Below are 18,303 nucleotides of genomic sequence, written 5' to 3' on the forward strand. Positions count from 1 at the left end.
TTTTCCTTTGCTGATGGATTTGGATGTCCTTGTCAGGTCATCTTGGACAAAGTATACCGCTTCTCAAAAGTAATCGAATCAGTCTCAAGGATGATTTTTAACCTGCCGGAATGCTTCAGCTATGCCCTACGATCAGATGCGGGACATACGGTTCTTCCAAAAATGCGACTTCAGCAGCCGTCAGTTTGACCGATACGGCCTCCACCGGTTTTTCCAGATGCTCCAGTTTGGTCGCTCCGATGATCGGCGCCACGACCGGGTCCTTCTGCAGCAGCCAGGCCAACGCGATTTCGACGCGCGAAACGCCCCGGTCGGCGGCTACTTTTGCCAAACGTTCGACGATGATCCGGTCCTTATCGGCGGTGGCGTCGTACTTCGAACGCGCCACATTGTCCGTTTCCATCCGTTTGGAAGTCTCCGACCAGTCGCGCGTCAGGCGGCCGGATGCCATCGGACTGTACGGGGTCACGGCAATTTTTTCTTCCCGGCAAAGCGGCAGCATTTCCCGTTCCTCTTCGCGGTAAAGCAGGTTCAGATGGTCCTGCATCGAGACGAAGCGGGTCCATCCGTAATTTTCCGCCACATGCAGCGCTTTTTGGAACTGCCAGGCATACATCGCAGAAGCTCCGATGTAGCGGGCTTTTCCGGATTTCACCACATCGTGCAGGGCTTCCATCGTTTCCTCGATCGGCGTGTTGTAATCCCAGCGGTGGATGATGTAAAGGTCCACATAATCCATGTCCAGGCGCTTCAGGCTGTTGTCGATTTCGCTGAGGATGGATTTGCGGGACAGGCCGGATCCGTTCGGGCCATCATGCATTTTCCCGTGCACTTTTGTGGCGATGACCACCTCGTCACGCTTGGCAAAATCCTTGATTGCACGGCCGAGGATTTCCTCGCTTCGACCCAACGAATAGACATTCGCCGTATCAAAGAAATTGATGCCCAGGTCCAAGGCGTGCTTGATGATCGGTCTGCTTTCCTCTTCCTTCAGCGCCCATTTGTGCAGCCACGTGTCCGGATCGCCGAAGCTCATGCAGCCCAGACAGATCCGCGATACATCCATACCCGTATTGCCGAATTTCACATACTCCATCATTTTTCCTCCATTCTTCCCATAGCCTCTATTTTTTCAGTTTGAACGGCTGTCCTGGTGCATAGGCATGGATCCGTTCCGGGTTCACTACCTTATCGTACAAGGATTGCGGATCAGCGTTGAATACGTTCAGATCCGGCGCATCCACCGTGCCCCAGTGGCAAAGGATGAGATGCGCTTCGGGATAGGTGTTCGCCATTTGGATTGCCCCTTCCAAGCCGATATGCCACTCGTTGTCGGAAAAGTCGAACAGGATCACATCCGGCTGCGGCATCTCCAGCTGTGCCTGCATCAAGCGGGAATCGCCCGGCGCCCAGATGATGCCGTCCGGCGTCTCGATCCAGAAACCGCAGTAATCCTCCAGCCGGAAAACGCGGTAGTTGTATTTGGCTTTTTCGTTCTGCCAAGCATGGTCCGCCGGCGTCAGCGTAATTTTGGCCGGACCGACTTCGAAGCTGGCTCCGATATCATGCCCGTTTGCCGGAAAGCCTTCCGCTCCCATCAGCTCCGCCACATAGTGCGGTCCGTGGAATGCCTTGGAGGCATGTTCCAGCGCGTGCAGCGTCGGTACGCTGTAATGGTCGTTGTCGCAGTGCGTGATCAATACCGCATCCAAGTGCGGGACCTTTTCCGGCATGATCGGCATCTCGATCAAAAGCGGCATATCGAAGTCCTTCAGCATTGGATCCATCATCAGACAAGTGCCGCGGGTGTTCACGAACATCCCGCCGCTGCCCAGCCAACGGACTTCCGTGTGGTCGATCGGTCGGAAGGCTTCCTCCCCAAAGAATACGGTAGGCGGCGGAACGGCTTGTTTGTGTGTTGCCATTTTCTTTTCCTCCTAAATGGTCCAACTTTTTTATACAGTTGCAGTTTTGCCATTGTTCGCAAAATGAATGCGTTCACATTCCCATGATGACACAATTTGGCTAGCAGAACAAGTGCGGACCCGGCTCCCGCGCTCCATTCAGATCAATGGTACGCCGAAGCTGAGTTGCTCACACTTCCTCCGCACTCGTTTCAGCATGCCGCGCCAGAAAATGATAGCCACCGCCGATGATGCCGAACCCCAGCAGGAGTGTCCCTTCCAGGAAAAAGATCCCGCGTTCGGAAGCAAGCCGGAACAGGCGCTCCACCAGGACGATGCCGTAAGGGGAAAAGGCCGCGCCGAGATTGAATCCGATCAACAGCAGCGAGGTTGCAGCGTTTGCGTTCCCCGACGCCGAGCTGTTGACTTTGTTGAACAGATACGGAATAAAAGTACGGAAGGAGAAGCCGCAGAACGCAGCAGCCAAACCGGTCACCCAGACCGCGTTGGACAGCCCGATCGTCACCAAGGCCACCCCCATCCCGAACAAGGCGAGCGGCAAAGTATATTTCCCGACAGCCCCAAAAACTTTTCCGAACAAAAAACCGGCCGTCATTGCGCCGATGCCGATCAGGGAAAGGATATAGCTCCCGTCCGTGGCATCGCCGTACCCGTCCGCCAGCATGAGCGGCGTGACCCGGACCGTTATCGTCATATAGAACATCACCGCCACAACGAGCAGAGCCAGATAGCCGAAAACTTCCCTGTCCATGCCCTTTCTGCTTGTACTCAAAGGATCCGTTTGCTGTGGCTGACCGGAAACGTCCGCCGGTTCAACCGGGATATCCGGAACCAGGGCCGCGAACAACAAAATAGCCGGCAGGGCCGCCAAGTAGACCCAAAAGGAAGTTTGCCAGTCGATCTTCAGCAACTGCCCAACCAAGAAGGAAATGCTCATCCCGCCGATGCCCTCGAAGGCGCTCTGCAGCCCGATCATGGCCGCCCTTTCACTCCCCTCATAAGAATGCCGGATAAAACTGACCAGGAGCGAATTAAAAAGTCCGATCCCGAATCCGAAGAAAGCCCGGGAAAGGAAGATGGCCCAGAAATGATGCACAAACACCGGAACCAAGCCGGAGACCAGAACCGTGATCAGCCCCAGCAGGACCGTCTTCTTGTAGCCGATCCTCTTTGCGATGGCGTGGCTGAGCAACACCGAAACGATCAAAAACAGGGAAGGCATCGTCGTCAAGGATTCCACCAGCGGCAACGGAATCTCCGGAAAATCCCGGGCGATGGCGGGCACATTCACCGCGATGGCCCCGCCGGAAACGACAACTAATGAAGCGGACAGCAGCGCAAGTTTCTTGACTATCCTCATATCCATACTGATGATTTTCCTTTCTGATTGTCCATGCCTGTACAGCATACATACGTTTTCTTATCACTAGTTTAAAACGCAACCGCAGAAAAAGAAAATAGTTGTTTTGCATGATTGATCATGCCTTTAAGGCATTTTTAAGAAGCTCGATGAATTTGGCTACTGCCGGCGGGAAAACCTGATACTTTTTCCAGGCGATGACGACACCTGTCTCCAGGGCAGGTGCCAAGGGCCTGAAACAGAGTTCGGTTTCCTCGCTTGCCGGGACAAGTTTTTCCAGACACAACGCAACCCCGATGCCCGCTTCCACCATAATGGCTGCATTGTAGATCAGATTGTAGCGCCCGATGATGTGCAAGGCCCCATAGGAGTCGCCGAACCAATTGTCCAGTTCGTTCTGGACCAACGCCCTCCCCGGAATCAGGATCGGAAAAGGCAACAGATCCTCAGGTGCAACGGACCGCTTCTGCGCCAGCGGACTGTCCTTCCGCATGACGACGCCCCAGTACTCTTTTTGGGGGATCCGGATGAAATCATATTTATCGATATCGACCGGCTCCGTCAGCAGGCAAATGTCCATCAGCCCCTTGTTGACCCGATCTTTGATGTCATCGGCATCGGCACTGTACAATTTGTACGTCACTTGCGGATATTCGCTGCTGAAGACTTTGATGAAATCGGCCAAAACGCGCATGGACTGCGTTTCTCCTCCACCGATGGCGATTTCGCCGTTCATGAGCGGCTGCTGTTCCTTCAGCTCCTGTTCGGTCCTGTTGGTCAGATCGAGGATTTCTTCCGCCCGTCTTTTCAGCAGCAGCCCTTCGCTGGTCAATGTGATTTTCTTTTTGCCGCGCCGGAACAAGGAAACGCCTAATTCCTCCTCCAACTGCATCAGTTGGCGCGACAAGGTCGGCTGGGTGATGTGCAACTTTTCGGCGGCACTGGTGATATTCTCTTCATACACCACCGTCAAAAAATAATTCAGAACGCGCAACTCCATAGTTTGTACTCTCCTATCCCCTGATCCGGCTTTGATTCAGCCGAGACGACGGCTTTCGATTACAGCCCGCTTCTTCTGCGCAGCGGGGCTGCAATCGCTTCAGTTCAAGTATCTCACATCCAGCCGCAACCGTAAAACCGAATCAGGGAACGGACACAACCTGGAGGACGCTGCAGGTTGCGTCCGTTCTTCCGGTGAGCGCTCCGCTCCCCGGAGAACGCCGGCAACAATTGGACTCAACTCCGATAAAGACATGCTCGCAGGAGGACACACCACAGAATGTGCCGAACTCCGGCGAAGCCTGCGTTCACCGGAGAAAAACAGATTGCGGCCGTTTGAGGGTTCAGGTGTCAATAGGAACGCTTTTTTCAACGACGTTTTTCCTTTTGGTACAACGCAACACCTTCGCTGAACCGGAGGATGCCGTCCTCCAGAAGCGCCCGCGGGCAAGCGTAGTTCCAGCGGACAAAGCGGGAACCGTTGCCGCCGAAGATATCCCCTGCCGACAGGTACAGTCCGGTATGCTCCCGGATGAACGCGCACAGTTCCTGCGTATCGTCCGTGATCGCCGCGCAATTGATCCAAGCCAGATAAGTAGCTTCTGCTTCGACCACATGGACCTCGGGAACAAGCCGCTTCAAGGAACCGACCAATAATTTCCGGTTCTGTTCCAGATACTCCCGTAGCTCATCAAGCCACCCTTCCCCTTCGTCGAAGGCCGCTTCGGCCGCTTGGATCGCGAAGCTGTTCGGTTCCGCGACTTCGTCGGTATTGATCCCGCGGTCCACGCGTTTTCTGATTTCCTTGTTCGGGATGACGATCGCCGCCGTCTGCAGGCCGGCGATGTTGAATGTCTTCGTCGGCGCTACGCAGGTGATCGTCCGTTCAGCGATCGCTTCGGACACCGAAGCGAAGGGTGTGTACTTGTGGCCGATATGCGTCAGATCGCAATGGATTTCGTCGCTCACGACCAGCACATCATGCTTGACGCACAGTTCGGCGACCCGTTCCAGCGTCTGCCGATCCCAGACTTTCCCGATTGGATTGTGCGGGTTGCAGAAAATGAACAGCGAAACCGTGCTGCGCGCAAGTTTTTCTTCCAGGTCCGCGAAGTCGATGGCATAGCTCCCGTCCGCATAGCGCAGCCCGCTTGCCAGCACCTTCCGATCGTTGTTCAGGATGGAATTGTAGAAGATGTTGTAAACCGGCGCAAGGACGACGACGTCATCGCCTATCTCGGTCATTTTCCTGACGATCGAGGAGATGGCCGGTACGACGCCGGTGCAATAGAGGATCCACTCTTTTTCCATCGTGTGCTGGTGCCGCGTCCGCCACCAGCAGATGATGCTTTCGCGGAAGCTCTCCGGTACGGTATTGTAGCCGAAAGCGCCCTGTTCCAGACGTCTGGCGATGGCATTGACGATGGCGGGCGCCGTCGCGAAGTCCATGTCCGCCACCCACATCGGCAATTCATCCGCCCCGACGTCCCACTTGTAGGCGTTTGTGGCCCTTCTGTCGATGATCTGATCAAAATCGAAAGGCATATTCCTTGTACTCCGCAAGCTGGTATTTTGTCTTTTCGGCGGCGATTTCCGGATCGTCCAGGATCAGTTCGCCGATGCCGGGAGCGGTTATTGTGCCGCCGATCGGATTTTTGACGCTGTCGATCGTTGTGGCAGCATCGACGTCGACCGTCGAATATTCGAAAGCCAGATCCGTGTTGATGATCGTGCAATTCACCATTTTCACGTTCTCCATATAGCACATGCCCTGGTTGCTCTCGATGACGCAATTGATGAAGGTGACATTTTTCGAATTCCAGCCCAGGTATTCGCCGATGATGGTCGAATCCCTCACGACCACGTTTTCGCAGTTCCAGAAAGCGTCCTTGGAGATCAGCTTGGCGTCCGAAACCTCGATATTTTTTGCCCCGTCGAAGGCATAGTTGCCCGACAGCGTGAAGTGCGCGGCTCGGATGTTTTCGCTGTTCATCGCAAAATAATCGCCGGCTGCATGGACGTGCTTCAGCGTGATATCGCTGCAGTTCCATAACGTTTCTTGCGCGTTTGGCATTTCCACACGTTCCAGCGTGATGCCGGTCGCTCTTCTGAATGTCTTGGGCGCTTGGATCACGCTGTCGGTGACGGTGATGTCATGCGTATACCAAATGCCGGAGCGCGCCGTTTCGACCAAAGTGACGCCATTTGCTTGGATATGCTTCGCGTACCACAGCGGATATTTCCAGCGGAAGATCGTGTTGTCGAGCAGGATATCGCTGCTTTCCTTCAATGGCGATTCCCCGTCCGCAAAGACGGAACGGCTGATCTGCAGTTCTCTCGCTTTGAACAAAGCCCGCTCCCCGGTGAATAGTTGTTGGTTCAGATGTTCCATATTTTTTGACCCCTCTCTTATACATCCAGAGCGTACACCTTAACCTTGACATTAAGTCAAGGGATAATAGAACACCAAAAAGCTGTATGCAAGGAAATACTAAAAACTTCCACACACAGCTTCGCACATTTTATTCAATTAAGTGTTTTAATCGTTACCTGCGCTGCCTTATTTTTTAGTGAATGGAAAGAGCATCGGAACCCTTTTGGTGTATTCTTCCCACCCCTCGTATTTCTCCATATTCTTCTCCAGCAATGGCGTCGATATTTTGATCAATACGGTGCTCATCAGAATAGGTGAGATGATCAATAACAGATAATAATAAGGGTTGATGGAATCAGTGAAAAACAACGTAATACCACTAGCGTACAATCCAATCCAAATCAGGATTTCACCAAAATAGTTTGGATGGCGTGTAACTGACCATAATCCAGATTGCAGCAGGGAACGCGTTTTTTTATTGATGTGTCGTCTTAGTTGTTCATCCCCTACCACTTCAAAAAACAGTCCTACTAGCGCAATGAATAATGCCGCATAAACGAAATAGCGGTGCGCTGCATCAAAACTGAATTCGTTGTATTTGATCACCACATAGCTTGCGGATCCAACGATAAAATTAATGATGCCTTGAACCACAAACACCCTAAAAAAGGCGGTGACGACTACCTTATCACCCCACTCTTTACGCCACTGTGCGTATCTGAAATCTTCGGGTTTCCCATAATTCCTCTTAAATAACCGCAAGGATAACCTGAGGCCCCACACACTGATGAATCCAACAATAGCATACGATAAAACTGTGGGATTTTCAGTCACAAGCAGTGTGAGCCAGCTTCCCACGACGAAACCTATCCCCCAACCGATATCGACGATCGAATTGTTTTTGATTACTGTTGCAATGATAAAGATGATTGTAAAATAAACAAAGGTAAAAATTAACGGGACCAGCAGTCCGTCCAAACCTAAATTCGTGAATCCTTGCGTCGCAATTGCTAAAGTTGCTATAAATAATAGCGAATAAATGACAATTCTTTTCTTATCCATATTCCACCTCTTTCAAATTTTTAAACCTCACTATATCCCCAAAAAAAGCAACACAATTCAGCCGGTTCTAGCAATAAGATATAATATTCTCATTATACACTAATCTATAATAAGCACTCGATTCAAAGCTTTGGAATACAGCCCGAGTTTGTTGTCTGCTATTTGATCAGCACAAAAACGTTGAATTCGTCCTTGACTTAAAGTGCACTTTAAGGAGTATGCTGAAGCTAACATTCATAAGGAGATGATTTCTATGGCTAAAGTTACTGCAGGACGGGACGCACTGGGCGATTTCGCCCCCAAATTCGCCGAACTGAATGATGATGTCCTGTTTGGGCAAGTCTGGTCGCGGGAAACGGAATTCGCGCCGCGCGATCGCTCCATCGTCACCGTCACGGCACTGATCACAGGCGGAAACTTCGAACAGCTTCCGTTCCATCTGAACAAAGCGAAGGAAAACGGTGTGACCAAAGAGGAAGTCGCGGAAATCATCACCCAGCTGGCCTTCTATGTCGGCTGGCCGAAAGCCTGGTCGGCCTTCAATATCGCCAAGGAAATATACAAAGATTGATTTACAGGAGGGAACATTTATGTCCAAAAATGAAGAAGTGAAGAAAGGCGTCATTTTCCCGATTGGGGCCAAAAACACGGCCTACGCGCAATATTTCGTCGGCCAAAGCTATCTGAATTCATTGGTTGCCGATCCTGAAGTGAACGTCGGTGTCGGCACGGTGACTTTCGAACCTGGCTGCCGCAACAACTGGCACATCCACCACGACGGCTACCAAATCCTGCTGGTGACCGGCGGGGAAGGCTGGTACCAGGAAGCCGGCAAGCCGGCTCAAGCCTTGAAGCCCGGGGCCGTCATCGTCACCCATGACGGCGTGAAGCATTGGCACGGCGCCGCCAAGGACAGTTGGTTCGAGCACATTGCCATCACCGCCGGCAAGCCGGAATGGTTGGAGCCCGTTTCCGCTGAGTTGTACGAGAGACTGCATCAATAATTGCACGAAAAAGCATGGCCCGCCTCCGAAAATGAGGCGGGCCATGCTTTTTTGATTGTGTTTTTCTGGTGCGGTGCCCGCTGGCCAGAGGAGAACGACGGGAATTGGCCGTCAGCTCCGGCAAGGCTTCTGCCGCCGGAGGACACTGGTAATTTCCGGCCGCAACTCCAACGAAGCCTGCCTAACCGGAGGTCACGACCAGAAATGTTGTCGAACTCCGGCGAAGCCTCCGTTCACCGGAGGAGAACGATGAAGTATCCGCTAGCCCGCATTCCAGGCTCGGACCGCTTTTCCTCAATCCTCCACTATATAGACCGCAGCTTCGTTACCTGTATGGTTCGCGGCTACGATGATGTCCCTGTCCGCCTCATTCACAACCATGATGTTGGACGGGCCGCAGCCTTTGTCGATGATTTCGGTTTTGAACGCGCCGTCGACATATTGAATGTAGAACAGATCGCAGTTTTCGCGGCGGATGCCGCCGACAAAGCTCGGCACGCCTCTCAGCGTCGTCCCGACCAACGTATGGGCGAAATCGATTTTGTGCGGGTATTCATAGACGGATTCATAGCCGGATGCCGTCTTTTTGTAGATTTTGATGCTGTCGCCGTGAAACGGTTCGATCGTGATCAGTTCCTTCTCCCCGTCCGAATCGATATCAAAGAGGGCGACTTCGCCGATCGGTTTGTCCATGATCTGTTCGATTTCCCATTCTTTGTCCGCAAAAGGTGTCACTTTGATGATCCCCTGGTCGCTCGTGAAGTAGCCGACCGGTTTGTCCCCTTCGTAATCCTTGTAGTAGCCGTGGTTGCGGAAATAGCCTTTCCCCAAAACTTTCAGCTCGATGCCGTCCGCAGGATTTTCCGGCAACACGCCGTAATAGATGCTGCCGGATCTTGACCAGTCATCCTTGAAATCTTTGTCGTCCGCTATCGTGGCGCCGACAAAGTAATTCATGCCATCCACAGCGTAGATATCGAAGCGGTGCAGATAAGGGAGATACAGCACGTCCTTGATTTCCCAGCCCGTTTCCGGATCGTATTTGCCCCAGACGACTTTCGCTTTGCTTGGGCTGACCTTCAGGTAAAAATCGACGATGGCCAGAAATTCATTGCTCTTGTTCGGGATCGGGATGATGGACATGCAGCCGCCGCCCTTTTCCCAAACCGTTTCCCTTTTTTCGAAGTCTTTGCCCGAGTACATGTAGCAAGGGTAGCCTTCCTCCTCGCTGGCGATCAACGCGCACGTTTCGCCTCCGATCGTGATGTAGCTGGCGCAATAGCTTCGGTACATATCATCCAATTTCTTTTTGGTAATTTTCATCATTTTTGCCCCCTTCATCATTTATCCGCACACTTTCAGCACGATTTCGTTTACTTTCCGAACTTCGCTTGGTAGGCTGCAACCACTTTTTCAGTCGTGAAGCCATATTCGGCCATCACAACGTTGCCGTTGCCGCTTGCGCCGTAAGTGTCGATGCCGTAAGCCAGTCCGTCAAGGCCGACATAACGTTCCCAGCCGAAAGTCGCGCCCATCTCGATGGACATGCGGTTGCGGACTGCACCAGGCAAGACGGTTTCTTTGTAGGCAGCGTCCTGCGCTTCGAACAGATCGAAGCTCGGCATCGAAACGACGGACACGTCCACGCCTGCTTCACGCAGTTGTTTCTGCGCTTCCACAGCCAAGTTCACTTCCGAACCGGTCGCGATCAGGATGCCTTCAGGCGTTTCGCCTTGTTGCGGCGAAAGTACATAAGCGCCTTTTTTCACGCCTTCGCGGGCCAATGTCGGCGTGCCTTCAAGCACAGGCAAGTTTTGGCGCGTCAGCACCAACAACGTCGGTTTGGTTTCGGAAGAAACCGCGATTTCCCATGCTGCGCTGACTTCGTTGCCGTCAGCCGGGCGCAGAACAGTCAAGTTCGGCATGCCGCGGTAGCTGGACAAGTGTTCCACTGGTTCGTGCGTCGGACCGTCTTCACCGACCGCAATCGAGTCATGTGTCATCACGTAAGTGGCCGGTAAGTTGGAAATAGCAGCCAAGCGCATCGCTGGACGAAGGTAATCCGTGAAGACGAAGAAGGTTCCGACATACGTTCTCGTTCCGCCGTGCAGGATGATGCCGTTCATGATGGCAGCCATCCCGAATTCACGCACGCCGTACCAGATATTGCGGCCGGCATAGTTGCCCGGCTCAAAATCAGTTGCGGACTTGATCATCGTGTTGTTTGAAGAAGACAAGTCAGCCGAACCTCCCCAGAAATAAGGAACCGTTTCGCCCAAGGCTTGGATTACTTCCGCACTCGTCACGCGGCTGGCTTTGGCTGCGCTGCCCACTTCATAAGTCGGCAATTTGTCTTGCCAACCTTCAGGCAGCTTGCCGGCCATCGCGTCTTCAAATTGTTGCGCCAATTCTGGATATGCCGCTTTGTAGTCGTTGAACATGGCAGTCCATGCCGCTTCCGCTTTTTGGCCTTCCGTAACCGTTGTTTCCTCGAAACGGGCTGCTACTTCAGCCGGCACACAGAAAGCTTCGTCCGAACAGCCGTAAGCTTTTTTCGCGAAAGCGACGCCTTCTTCCCCAAGAGGAGCGCCATGCACTTTATGCGTTCCTGCGTCAGGAGCGCCAAAGCCTATGATGGTTTTGATTTCGATCAGGGTCGGTTTTTCGGTTTCCGCTTTGGCTGCTTCGATGGCTTTCGAGATGGCTTCCAGATCGTTGCCGTCCTTCACCAAAATATGTTGCCAGCCACATGCTTCAAAGCGGGCTGCTACATCCTCCGTGAAGGATTTGGAAGTCGGTCCATCAAGAGAAATATCATTCGAGTCGTACAAACCGATCAGTTTGCCCAACTTCAGATGGCCAGCCAAGCTGGCTGCTTCGTGGGAGATCCCTTCCATCAGATCGCCGTCGCCGTTCAGGAAGTAAGTATAATGGTCCACAACCGGGAAATTCTCTTTGTTGTAGGTTGCCGCCAAGTGCGCTTCCACCATCGCGAAACCGACCGCGTTGGCGATCCCTTGGCCCAATGGACCGGTCGTCGCTTCCACGCCGTCCGTATGGTGCACTTCCGGATGTCCCGGTGTCTTGCTTCCCAATTGACGGAAGTTTTTCACATCATCCAGGCTCACAGCGAAGCCCGCCAAGTGAAGCAGACTATACAATAGCGAAGAACCATGCCCGGCCGACAAGACAAAACGGTCGCGATCTGCCCACAAACTGTTCTTAGGATTGACTTTCAAATGCTTCGTCCAGAGCGCATACGCCATCGGAGCAGCTCCCATCGGCAAGCCCGGATGTCCTGAATTTGCCTTTTGTACGGCCTCGATGCTCAGTGTGCGCACCGTATTTACCGCCAACTCGTCGATTTGATCAAATTTATTTTGCATATTTTCGCATATCCTCTCTTCCTAAAAAATGGTTGAAGGTCCTATGACCTTCAACCAGACTCAATTAATGGCCAACTTTTTGAAATTTTCCTCTTAAGAACGTCTGCGCGTACTGGATATCCTCCAGCCAATTTTCTTGGCCAGTGTACCAGAATTCGGCAACAAAGCGGCGGACGCCTTCATTCCACATCGTTCTGATTGTCTCCTCGAAGGACACATGTCCCGTACCGAAGGGGATTTCACGATAATGTCCCGGAATCGTTTCTTTCAGATGCGCTGCAACCATATGCCCTCTGCCCGTTTGGATATCTTCCTGAACGGATTTGCTGCTGGACAAGGATGCATTTTTCAAATTCCCGGTATCGGGATAGACTTGCAGGTAAGGCGATTGGATGATGTCCACATACTTCATCGCTTTTTCCACCGTGTTCATAAAGGATGTTTCCATCGTCTCGAACCCCAACAGGATCCCTTTTTTGCTCGCCATATCCACGGCTTTTTGCAGATTTTCAACGAAATAGGTTTGGGTCTCAAGATCGCCTTCTTCATAATAGACGTCGTAGCCTGCCAATTGGATGATGCGGATTCCCAGATCGTCCGCCAGCTCGATGGCTTTTTCCATGATCTCCAAGCTTTTTTCACGGATAAGCGGATCATGCGAACCCAGCGGATATTTCCGATGGCCACTGAGGCACATGGAGCGGATCGGCAGCCCGACTTCATACATGGCATCGACAAGTTCTTTCCGTTCTTGTTTGCTCCATTCGATTCGGGCAAGTTTCTCGTCGGTTTCATCGACGCTCATTTCCAGGAAGTCATAGCCGGCTTCCTTCGCGATTGTCAGTTTTTCCTTCCAGTCCAGATTGCCCGGCATCGATTTTTCATAGATTCCCAGCGTGTATGCCATCCTGATCCTCCTTTACCTGTCCATAGTAGGCACCAGGACCGTGTTTTCTGAGGAAGTGCTTGTCCAAAAGTTCCTGTTGCATCGGTTCCATCATCGGATTCATGACGCGGTTGCGCCACGACATCATGGCGACTTCTTCCATGACAACCATATTGTGGACTGCCTCAAAGGCATCTTTCCCCCAAGCGAATGGGCCATGGCTGTGGACCAGCACGCCGGGAACTTGATTTTCATCGATGGTTGCAAACGTTTCGACGATCACTTTCCCGGTTTCCAGTTCGTACGATCCGGTAATTTCTTCGTTCGTCATGCGGCGGGTGCAAGGGATCGTTCCGTAGAAGTAATCCCCTTGTGTCGTCCCGTAGGCAGGGATCGCCACGCCGCCCTGCGCCAAAGTGGTTGCCCAAGGCGAGTGCGTGTGCACTACGCCGCCGACATCCTTAAAGTTGCGGTACAGTTCCAGATGCGTATCCAAATCCGAGGACGGCTTCAGGCTGCCTTCCACTGTGTTTCCGTCCAGGTCGACGACAACGATGTCCTCCAAAGTCATATCGGCATATTCGACCCCGGAAGGCTTAATTGCGATGACATTTCTTTCACGGTCTATTTCAGAAACATTGCCCCAGGTGAATTTCACCAGCCCATATTCGGGCAACTGCAGGTTCGCTTCCAACACTCTTTTTTTCAGGTCTGTGTATGTCATAGGATCACCCTCTACTCGCCCAAAACGACTTCGCGGACTTTTTCTTCGATCTCTTTTTCAGACAACAGATTCTTCAAGCCGATGATTTTCGTTTTGCTTTGGTCCACATTTTTGAATACGTCCAATAGCGAGTTCGAGCAAACAACCACATCGTAATTAGGAGCCAGTGTTTTTGCTTCGGAAACCGCGCAGTGGTGGATTTCCAAAGGGATGTTCAATTTTTTGAAGACATTCGTAATTTTCATTTTAATGATTTGGCTTGAACCCATTCCGCTTCCGCATGCTGCTAGTACTTTCATAATCAATTCCTCCTATTATATGACTCCGTTTTTCGGTCAGGCTGCTTCAGCGCTGACTACTGTTTGATTTTCAGCTTCGACTTCTTCTTTGTATTGTTCATAATCTTCCGCAATCATGAAGTAATGTTTTTTGTTTTTGCGGTATTGAAGTTGCGGTATCAACAGCATCCCGATGACGATCGCAGCGACGCCGGCATAGCCGCCGTATTTCATGATCGCTCCATAGCCCAACCATAATGTATCCCAGTCGAAGTTACCGTGCCAGCCGCCGAATTGGGAAAGCTGGAAGAGGTAGGCAGCCAAGCCGCCGCCGATGACCTGGATGACACCTGAAAGGAACGGGATGATCATCGCTGCTTTCATGCCGCCTTTGTGGTTGGCATACACAGCGAAGGTTGCATTATCAAAGAATACCGGCACGAATCCAGTGATGACCAAAACAGGGCTCTTGAATACCACCAAGCCGATGATCGCCAAGAATTGTCCCAAAGCTCCGAACAGGAAGCCGAATGTTACGGCGTTTCCTGGACCGAATCCATAAGTTGCCGCACAGTCGATTGCCGGCATGGAACCAGGCAACAGTTTGTTGGAGATCCCTTGGAAAGATTCCGTCAATTCAGATACGAACATGCGGACACCAAGTTGCAGAATTTGCAGATAAACTGCGAAGTACAACGATTTTTCCAAAATGTAGAACACAAAGTTCCGTTCGCCTGTATAGACTGCATCGATTGTCATCATCAGGTCTTTCCCGAGGATACCCATGATGATGCCGAAGAACAGGAACATCAGAATACTTGTCGAAACGACGCTTTCCTTGAAGATGGAAAGGAATCCAGGCAGCGTGATGTCTTCCAGTTTTTTGCTGTTTTTGCTGAATTTGCCGGCAACTTTATCGGTCAACCAGACACCGAACATTTGCTGATGCCCGATCGCAAAGCCGCCGCCTTCTGTCAGATTTTGGGTTGCTTCGACGGTCAGATTAGAGAAGACTGACCAATACGTTCCCAACAAAAGGCCCAACATGACGATGACGCCTGCATCCTGCAGTTCAGGGAAGGCGAACAGGACAAGCCATAAAGCAGTGGAAGACTGTTGCACCATGATGTGGCCGGTGATGAACACGGTCCGGACTTTGGTATATTTACGGAAAATGACTAAAACAATATTCACCATGAAAGCGATAAGTAAAACGATAACCATAAGGCTGAAGGAACGTCCTGCCCCTTCAATCGCTTGTTGCGCAGCTGTTTGTCCAAAATAAGGATCGATTACGACTGCCGATAAGTTGAATCTTTCTTTTAGGCCTGCCAGGATCGGACGGAAATTTCCGACCAAACCGCCAGCCGCTACATTTAAGACTAAGTATCCGACAGTTGCCTTGATGAAGCCGGCGAGGGCGTCATATACGGGTCTGCCCAGCAACAGATAGCCGACGAATACGATAATACCAAGGAAAAAAGCAGGTTGCGTCAAGATATTGACTTGAAAGAATGTCCATACACTAATTAGTAGTTCCAAGATATTCACCCTCGATTTCCATAATTTTTTCTAAATCTGCAACTGAATTGGCTTGAATAAAGGCATCCACAACACTTTCATCAGACAGCAAGGTCACAAGCGAGGATAAATTCGCCAGGTGCTTTTCGTTGTCCGTTGATGCCAGAACGAAGAAGATGCGCGCTTCGTACTCGGCTGCCGGCCCGAAGTTCACCGGTGTTTTCGTGCGCATGAAGCAGATAGCGGTTTCATTTACGCCCTTGCCTTCTTGCGCATGCGGGATGCAGATATCCGGCGCAATGACGATGTATGGACCAAATTCGTTGACGTTCTCGATGATGTACTCGGGATAAGCGCTCTCGATGGCGCCTTCTTCGATAAGTGGTTGGCAAGCAGCACGAATGCTGTCTTGCCAACTATCGAATCCCTCGTGGAAAGAATACCTTTGATTTTTGATGACTTCATCTAACATATGATCTCTCCTCTTAGGTGTTGTTCTTATAGGAATGAAGTGAAAGGCACATCGTTTTCGATGCTGAACACATCATCAAAGCCGCGGTAGAAGTTGAATTCCATTTTGTCTTTGTCGTTCGGATAGACGAACTTGCCGCCGACTTGCCAGATGTATGGCTTGAAGCCGTATTGGAGACGGTCTTTTTTGAATTTCCACAATTCGACCAGTTCTTTCGGGTCCGCCTGGAAGTTGGACCAGATATCGTAATGGACCGGGATGACCACTTTCGCGTTCAAGGATTCCGCCATTCTCAACATGTCCACGGAAGTGACCTTATCGGTGATTCCGCGTGGGTTTTCGCCGAATGCTCCTAAGCAGACGTCCACTTGATGATCGTTTCCGTGTTTAGCGAAATAGTTGCAGTAATGGGAATCGCCTGCGTGATAAAGGTTTCCGCCTGATGTTTTGAACAAGTAGTTCACTGCGATCAAATCCATGTCCTGCGGCATTTTGCCTCTCAGCACTTCACCTTCGGAAGCAGTAACCAAGGCTGTGCGGTCGAAAGCTTCCAAAGCGACGATTTCGATGTCCTTGATTTTGACGCTGTCGCCCGGTTTTACAACGACGCATTTTTCTTCCGGAACGCCCCAGCCGATCCACGTATCCACAACCGCTTGCGGTCCGACGAACTTCACGGCATCGCTTGAATTTTTCAGAACGGCTGCTGCCGTGTTGATGTCCAGGTGATCGGAGTGGATATGCGTTACGACCAAAGCATCCACGTTCTTCACTGCAAACGGATCGATAACGAATGGCTGTGTTCTCAGATTCGGCTGCATGTTTTGGACGCCGCTCATGCGTTGCATTTGGTGTCCGGCTTTCATCTTGCCGCTGCCGTGCGATTGTTTGCCGGTGCCGCACCACAAGTCACAAAGGATGTTTGTCGATTCATGAGATTTCAACCAGATGCCTGTGCAACCAAGCCACCACATTGCGAATGTATTTTCAGCGACCACAGTGTCCTCGATTTCTTCGTTCAGCCAAGTGCCCCATTCAGGAAATGTGCTCAATACCCAAGACTCTTTTGTTACCCCATCAATTTTACTCATTTTCTCCACTCCTTTGATTTTAAAAGCCTGATCACTTATTTGATCGTTTCACTTGCAATTCGTTAAACGTTCATAAAATGAACATCTCTTTCGATGGATTAATCATAATATAAAACGTTTTCATTAGCAATAGGACCTAAACAAACAATCTTTAGCTTATTTTTATGATCGTTTCATGAGTTTATGAACGGTTTGATGCTCGGCGTCCGCGGATTTGATTGTTTTAGGCTGCGCTTGGGTTTGCGGTAGGTGTCGGGATTTCGGAGCGACATGCAGCCCAAAAATACCGACAGCAAGGAGAAGCCAGCTTATGGGATCGAAAAAAAAACCGAGCGCAGCAGGCATTTCCCCCTTGCGTTCGGTTGCTTTTCGGTATATTTACTTCGTCGTTCCGGTTTCGTCCTCGCGTTGGTTGTCGTCCACGTACAACACCTTGACGCCCTTGGCTTCGATCTTTTCGATCTGTTCCTTATCCGCCGAGCGATCCGTGATCAGATGCGTGATGAGACTGATGCTGGCCGTAGAAAAATTTTGCTCGCGGCCCACCTTGGCGCCCTCCGCCACTACGATGCGCGGCCCGTTCGTCCGCTCCAGGATCAGCCGGTTGATGGCTGTTTCCGGCAAGGCGTAAGTTGTGATCCCTTTTTCATTGATGCCGCCCACACCCAGAAAACAGATATTTGCAGTCACCTTGGAGAAGGTGTACAAAGCGAAATCACCTACAAGCGACTTTTTCTTTTCATAAATTTCCCCGCCGGACAGGACCACTTCCGCTTTCGACGACGGGTTCCTGAAAATGGCGCGGCCATTGTTCGTGATGATGGTGACGTTACGGTCCGACAGATAGTTGAGCAACAGGAACGCGGTCGACCCCGAGTTGATGAAGATCATGTCATGATCATGAACCAGAGTAGCGGCCAACTTCGCGATTTCCTGTTTTTTCGATCGGTGCGGTTTGACTGCAGGATACTCTTCTTTTTGGAAGGACCCTTCCAACAGGCGCGCCCCACCATAAAAACGCTCGATCAGATGCTGATCGTCGAAACTCTGCAGATCCCGTCTGACGGTAATCTCGGAAACATTCAGTTCTTTCGCCATGTCCTCCACCAAGACAACTTTCTTTTCCTGAAGAGCCTTCAAAATATGCTGCCTTCTCTTGTAAACAATCCCTTGACTCGATTTCATTCGTTCACCCCGTCTCTTTTCTTTCATTGTACTCGA

General features: G+C 51.3%; 18 protein-coding genes. 2 read left to right on the top strand and 16 right to left on the bottom strand.

The genetic code is table 11. The features are described from left to right. Nucleotides 1–115 precede the first annotated feature (115 nt). The 7 genes from BMX58_RS03885 to BMX58_RS03915 form a co-directional block, all read right to left on the bottom strand. Nucleotides 116–1,096 carry an aldo/keto reductase gene (locus BMX58_RS03885; protein ID WP_068622366.1) on the bottom strand — a complete coding sequence of 327 codons (981 nt, stop codon included), beginning with the start codon at nt 1,094–1,096 and terminating at the stop codon, nt 116–118. A 28-nt stretch (nt 1,097–1,124) separates the two neighbouring features. Further along, nucleotides 1,125–1,925, bottom strand: coding sequence for an MBL fold metallo-hydrolase (locus BMX58_RS03890; RefSeq protein WP_068622364.1), 801 nt, complete (start codon nt 1,923–1,925; stop codon nt 1,125–1,127). 169 nt (nt 1,926–2,094) lie between these two features. Then, on the bottom strand, nt 2,095–3,291 hold the full coding sequence (locus BMX58_RS03895; RefSeq protein ID WP_162268603.1) for an MFS transporter: 1,197 nt from the start codon (nt 3,289–3,291) through the stop codon (nt 2,095–2,097). 112 nt (nt 3,292–3,403) lie between these two features. After that, complete coding sequence (locus BMX58_RS03900; protein WP_068622362.1) at nt 3,404–4,285, bottom strand: LysR family transcriptional regulator; 882 nt, start codon at nt 4,283–4,285, stop codon at nt 3,404–3,406. A gap of 368 nt (nt 4,286–4,653) precedes the next feature. Further along, nucleotides 4,654–5,829 (bottom strand): MalY/PatB family protein, encoded by a 1,176-nt coding sequence (locus tag BMX58_RS03905; protein WP_068622360.1) that lies wholly within the window; start codon nt 5,827–5,829, stop codon nt 4,654–4,656. Beyond that, nucleotides 5,813–6,676: a DUF3737 family protein gene (locus BMX58_RS03910; RefSeq protein ID WP_068622358.1), complete on the bottom strand. Its 864-nt coding sequence runs from the start codon at nt 6,674–6,676 to the stop codon at nt 5,813–5,815. Before BMX58_RS03910 ends, BMX58_RS03905 begins: the two co-directional genes overlap by 17 nt. A gap of 168 nt (nt 6,677–6,844) precedes the next feature. Continuing rightward, the gene (locus BMX58_RS03915; RefSeq protein WP_084253830.1) at nt 6,845–7,720 is read right to left on the bottom strand and encodes a DUF1295 domain-containing protein; all 876 of its coding nucleotides are present in this window, start codon (nt 7,718–7,720) and stop codon (nt 6,845–6,847) included. Nucleotides 7,721–7,973: 253 nt separating this feature from the next. Between BMX58_RS03915 and BMX58_RS03920 the strand changes: the two genes are divergently transcribed. Together BMX58_RS03920 and BMX58_RS03925 are read left to right on the top strand one after the other, a co-directional pair. Then, nucleotides 7,974–8,291: a carboxymuconolactone decarboxylase family protein gene (locus BMX58_RS03920; protein ID WP_068622356.1), complete on the top strand. Its 318-nt coding sequence runs from the start codon at nt 7,974–7,976 to the stop codon at nt 8,289–8,291. 19 nt (nt 8,292–8,310) lie between these two features. Beyond that, nucleotides 8,311–8,724 (top strand): cupin domain-containing protein, encoded by a 414-nt coding sequence (locus BMX58_RS03925; RefSeq protein WP_068622354.1) that lies wholly within the window; start codon nt 8,311–8,313, stop codon nt 8,722–8,724. 294 nt (nt 8,725–9,018) lie between these two features. Here BMX58_RS03925 and BMX58_RS03930 read toward each other — a convergent pair whose 3' ends face one another. The 9 genes from BMX58_RS03930 to BMX58_RS03975 form a co-directional block, all read right to left on the bottom strand. Then, the gene (locus BMX58_RS03930; RefSeq protein ID WP_068622352.1) at nt 9,019–10,047 is read right to left on the bottom strand and encodes a hypothetical protein; all 1,029 of its coding nucleotides are present in this window, start codon (nt 10,045–10,047) and stop codon (nt 9,019–9,021) included. Between the two features lie 50 nt (nt 10,048–10,097). After that, the gene (tkt, locus tag BMX58_RS03935) at nt 10,098–12,110 is read right to left on the bottom strand and encodes a transketolase (RefSeq protein WP_068622350.1); all 2,013 of its coding nucleotides are present in this window, start codon (nt 12,108–12,110) and stop codon (nt 10,098–10,100) included. A 64-nt stretch (nt 12,111–12,174) separates the two neighbouring features. Beyond that, nucleotides 12,175–13,017, bottom strand: coding sequence for an L-ribulose-5-phosphate 3-epimerase (locus tag BMX58_RS03940; protein ID WP_068622348.1), 843 nt, complete (start codon nt 13,015–13,017; stop codon nt 12,175–12,177). Continuing rightward, the gene (locus tag BMX58_RS03945) at nt 12,992–13,720 is read right to left on the bottom strand and encodes an L-ribulose-5-phosphate 4-epimerase (RefSeq protein ID WP_068622345.1); all 729 of its coding nucleotides are present in this window, start codon (nt 13,718–13,720) and stop codon (nt 12,992–12,994) included. Before BMX58_RS03945 ends, BMX58_RS03940 begins: the two co-directional genes overlap by 26 nt. An 11-nt stretch (nt 13,721–13,731) precedes the next feature. Beyond that, a complete protein-coding gene (locus BMX58_RS03950) occupies nt 13,732–14,019 on the bottom strand; it encodes a PTS sugar transporter subunit IIB (RefSeq protein ID WP_204243764.1) in 288 nt (95 codons plus the stop codon). 36 nt (nt 14,020–14,055) lie between these two features. After that, nucleotides 14,056–15,543 (bottom strand): PTS ascorbate transporter subunit IIC, encoded by a 1,488-nt coding sequence (locus tag BMX58_RS03955; RefSeq protein WP_204243768.1) that lies wholly within the window; start codon nt 15,541–15,543, stop codon nt 14,056–14,058. Then, on the bottom strand, nt 15,524–15,991 hold the full coding sequence (locus BMX58_RS03960) for a PTS sugar transporter subunit IIA (protein WP_068622343.1): 468 nt from the start codon (nt 15,989–15,991) through the stop codon (nt 15,524–15,526). Before BMX58_RS03960 ends, BMX58_RS03955 begins: the two co-directional genes overlap by 20 nt. A gap of 26 nt (nt 15,992–16,017) precedes the next feature. Next, a complete protein-coding gene (gene ulaG / locus BMX58_RS03965; protein WP_068622340.1) occupies nt 16,018–17,082 on the bottom strand; it encodes an L-ascorbate 6-phosphate lactonase in 1,065 nt (354 codons plus the stop codon). 378 nt (nt 17,083–17,460) lie between these two features. Continuing rightward, nucleotides 17,461–18,267, bottom strand: a complete 807-nt coding sequence (locus BMX58_RS03975) for a DeoR/GlpR family DNA-binding transcription regulator (RefSeq protein ID WP_068622336.1) — start codon at nt 18,265–18,267, stop codon at nt 17,461–17,463. Nucleotides 18,268–18,303: the final 36 nt, after the last annotated feature.

The organism is Trichococcus ilyis, from assembly GCF_900109135.1.
Classification (GTDB): Bacteria; Bacillota; Bacilli; order Lactobacillales; family Aerococcaceae; genus Trichococcus; species Trichococcus ilyis.

Excerpts from the sequence above, each read along its gene's own strand:
- tkt (WP_068622350.1), bottom strand. The coding sequence starts at position 12,110 with ATGCAAAATAAATTTGATCAAATCGACGAGTTGGCGGTAAATACGGTG.
- BMX58_RS03910 (WP_068622358.1), bottom strand. The coding sequence starts at position 6,676 with ATGGAACATCTGAACCAACAACTATTCACCGGGGAGCGGGCTTTGTTC.
- BMX58_RS03950 (WP_204243764.1), bottom strand. The coding sequence starts at position 14,019 with ATGAAAGTACTAGCAGCATGCGGAAGCGGAATGGGTTCAAGCCAAATC.
- BMX58_RS03895 (WP_162268603.1), bottom strand. The coding sequence starts at position 3,291 with ATGGATATGAGGATAGTCAAGAAACTTGCGCTGCTGTCCGCTTCATTA.
- BMX58_RS03905 (WP_068622360.1), bottom strand. The coding sequence starts at position 5,829 with ATGCCTTTCGATTTTGATCAGATCATCGACAGAAGGGCCACAAACGCC.
- BMX58_RS03945 (WP_068622345.1), bottom strand. The coding sequence starts at position 13,720 with ATGACATACACAGACCTGAAAAAAAGAGTGTTGGAAGCGAACCTGCAG.
- BMX58_RS03890 (WP_068622364.1), bottom strand. The coding sequence starts at position 1,925 with ATGGCAACACACAAACAAGCCGTTCCGCCGCCTACCGTATTCTTTGGG.
- BMX58_RS03900 (WP_068622362.1), bottom strand. The coding sequence starts at position 4,285 with ATGGAGTTGCGCGTTCTGAATTATTTTTTGACGGTGGTGTATGAAGAG.
- ulaG (WP_068622340.1), bottom strand. The coding sequence starts at position 17,082 with ATGAGTAAAATTGATGGGGTAACAAAAGAGTCTTGGGTATTGAGCACA.
- BMX58_RS03930 (WP_068622352.1), bottom strand. The coding sequence starts at position 10,047 with ATGAAAATTACCAAAAAGAAATTGGATGATATGTACCGAAGCTATTGC.
- BMX58_RS03975 (WP_068622336.1), bottom strand. The coding sequence starts at position 18,267 with ATGAAATCGAGTCAAGGGATTGTTTACAAGAGAAGGCAGCATATTTTG.
- BMX58_RS03920 (WP_068622356.1), top strand. The coding sequence starts at position 7,974 with ATGGCTAAAGTTACTGCAGGACGGGACGCACTGGGCGATTTCGCCCCC.
- BMX58_RS03885 (WP_068622366.1), bottom strand. The coding sequence starts at position 1,096 with ATGGAGTATGTGAAATTCGGCAATACGGGTATGGATGTATCGCGGATC.
- BMX58_RS03960 (WP_068622343.1), bottom strand. The coding sequence starts at position 15,991 with ATGTTAGATGAAGTCATCAAAAATCAAAGGTATTCTTTCCACGAGGGA.
- BMX58_RS03915 (WP_084253830.1), bottom strand. The coding sequence starts at position 7,720 with ATGGATAAGAAAAGAATTGTCATTTATTCGCTATTATTTATAGCAACT.
- BMX58_RS03940 (WP_068622348.1), bottom strand. The coding sequence starts at position 13,017 with ATGGCATACACGCTGGGAATCTATGAAAAATCGATGCCGGGCAATCTG.
- BMX58_RS03925 (WP_068622354.1), top strand. The coding sequence starts at position 8,311 with ATGTCCAAAAATGAAGAAGTGAAGAAAGGCGTCATTTTCCCGATTGGG.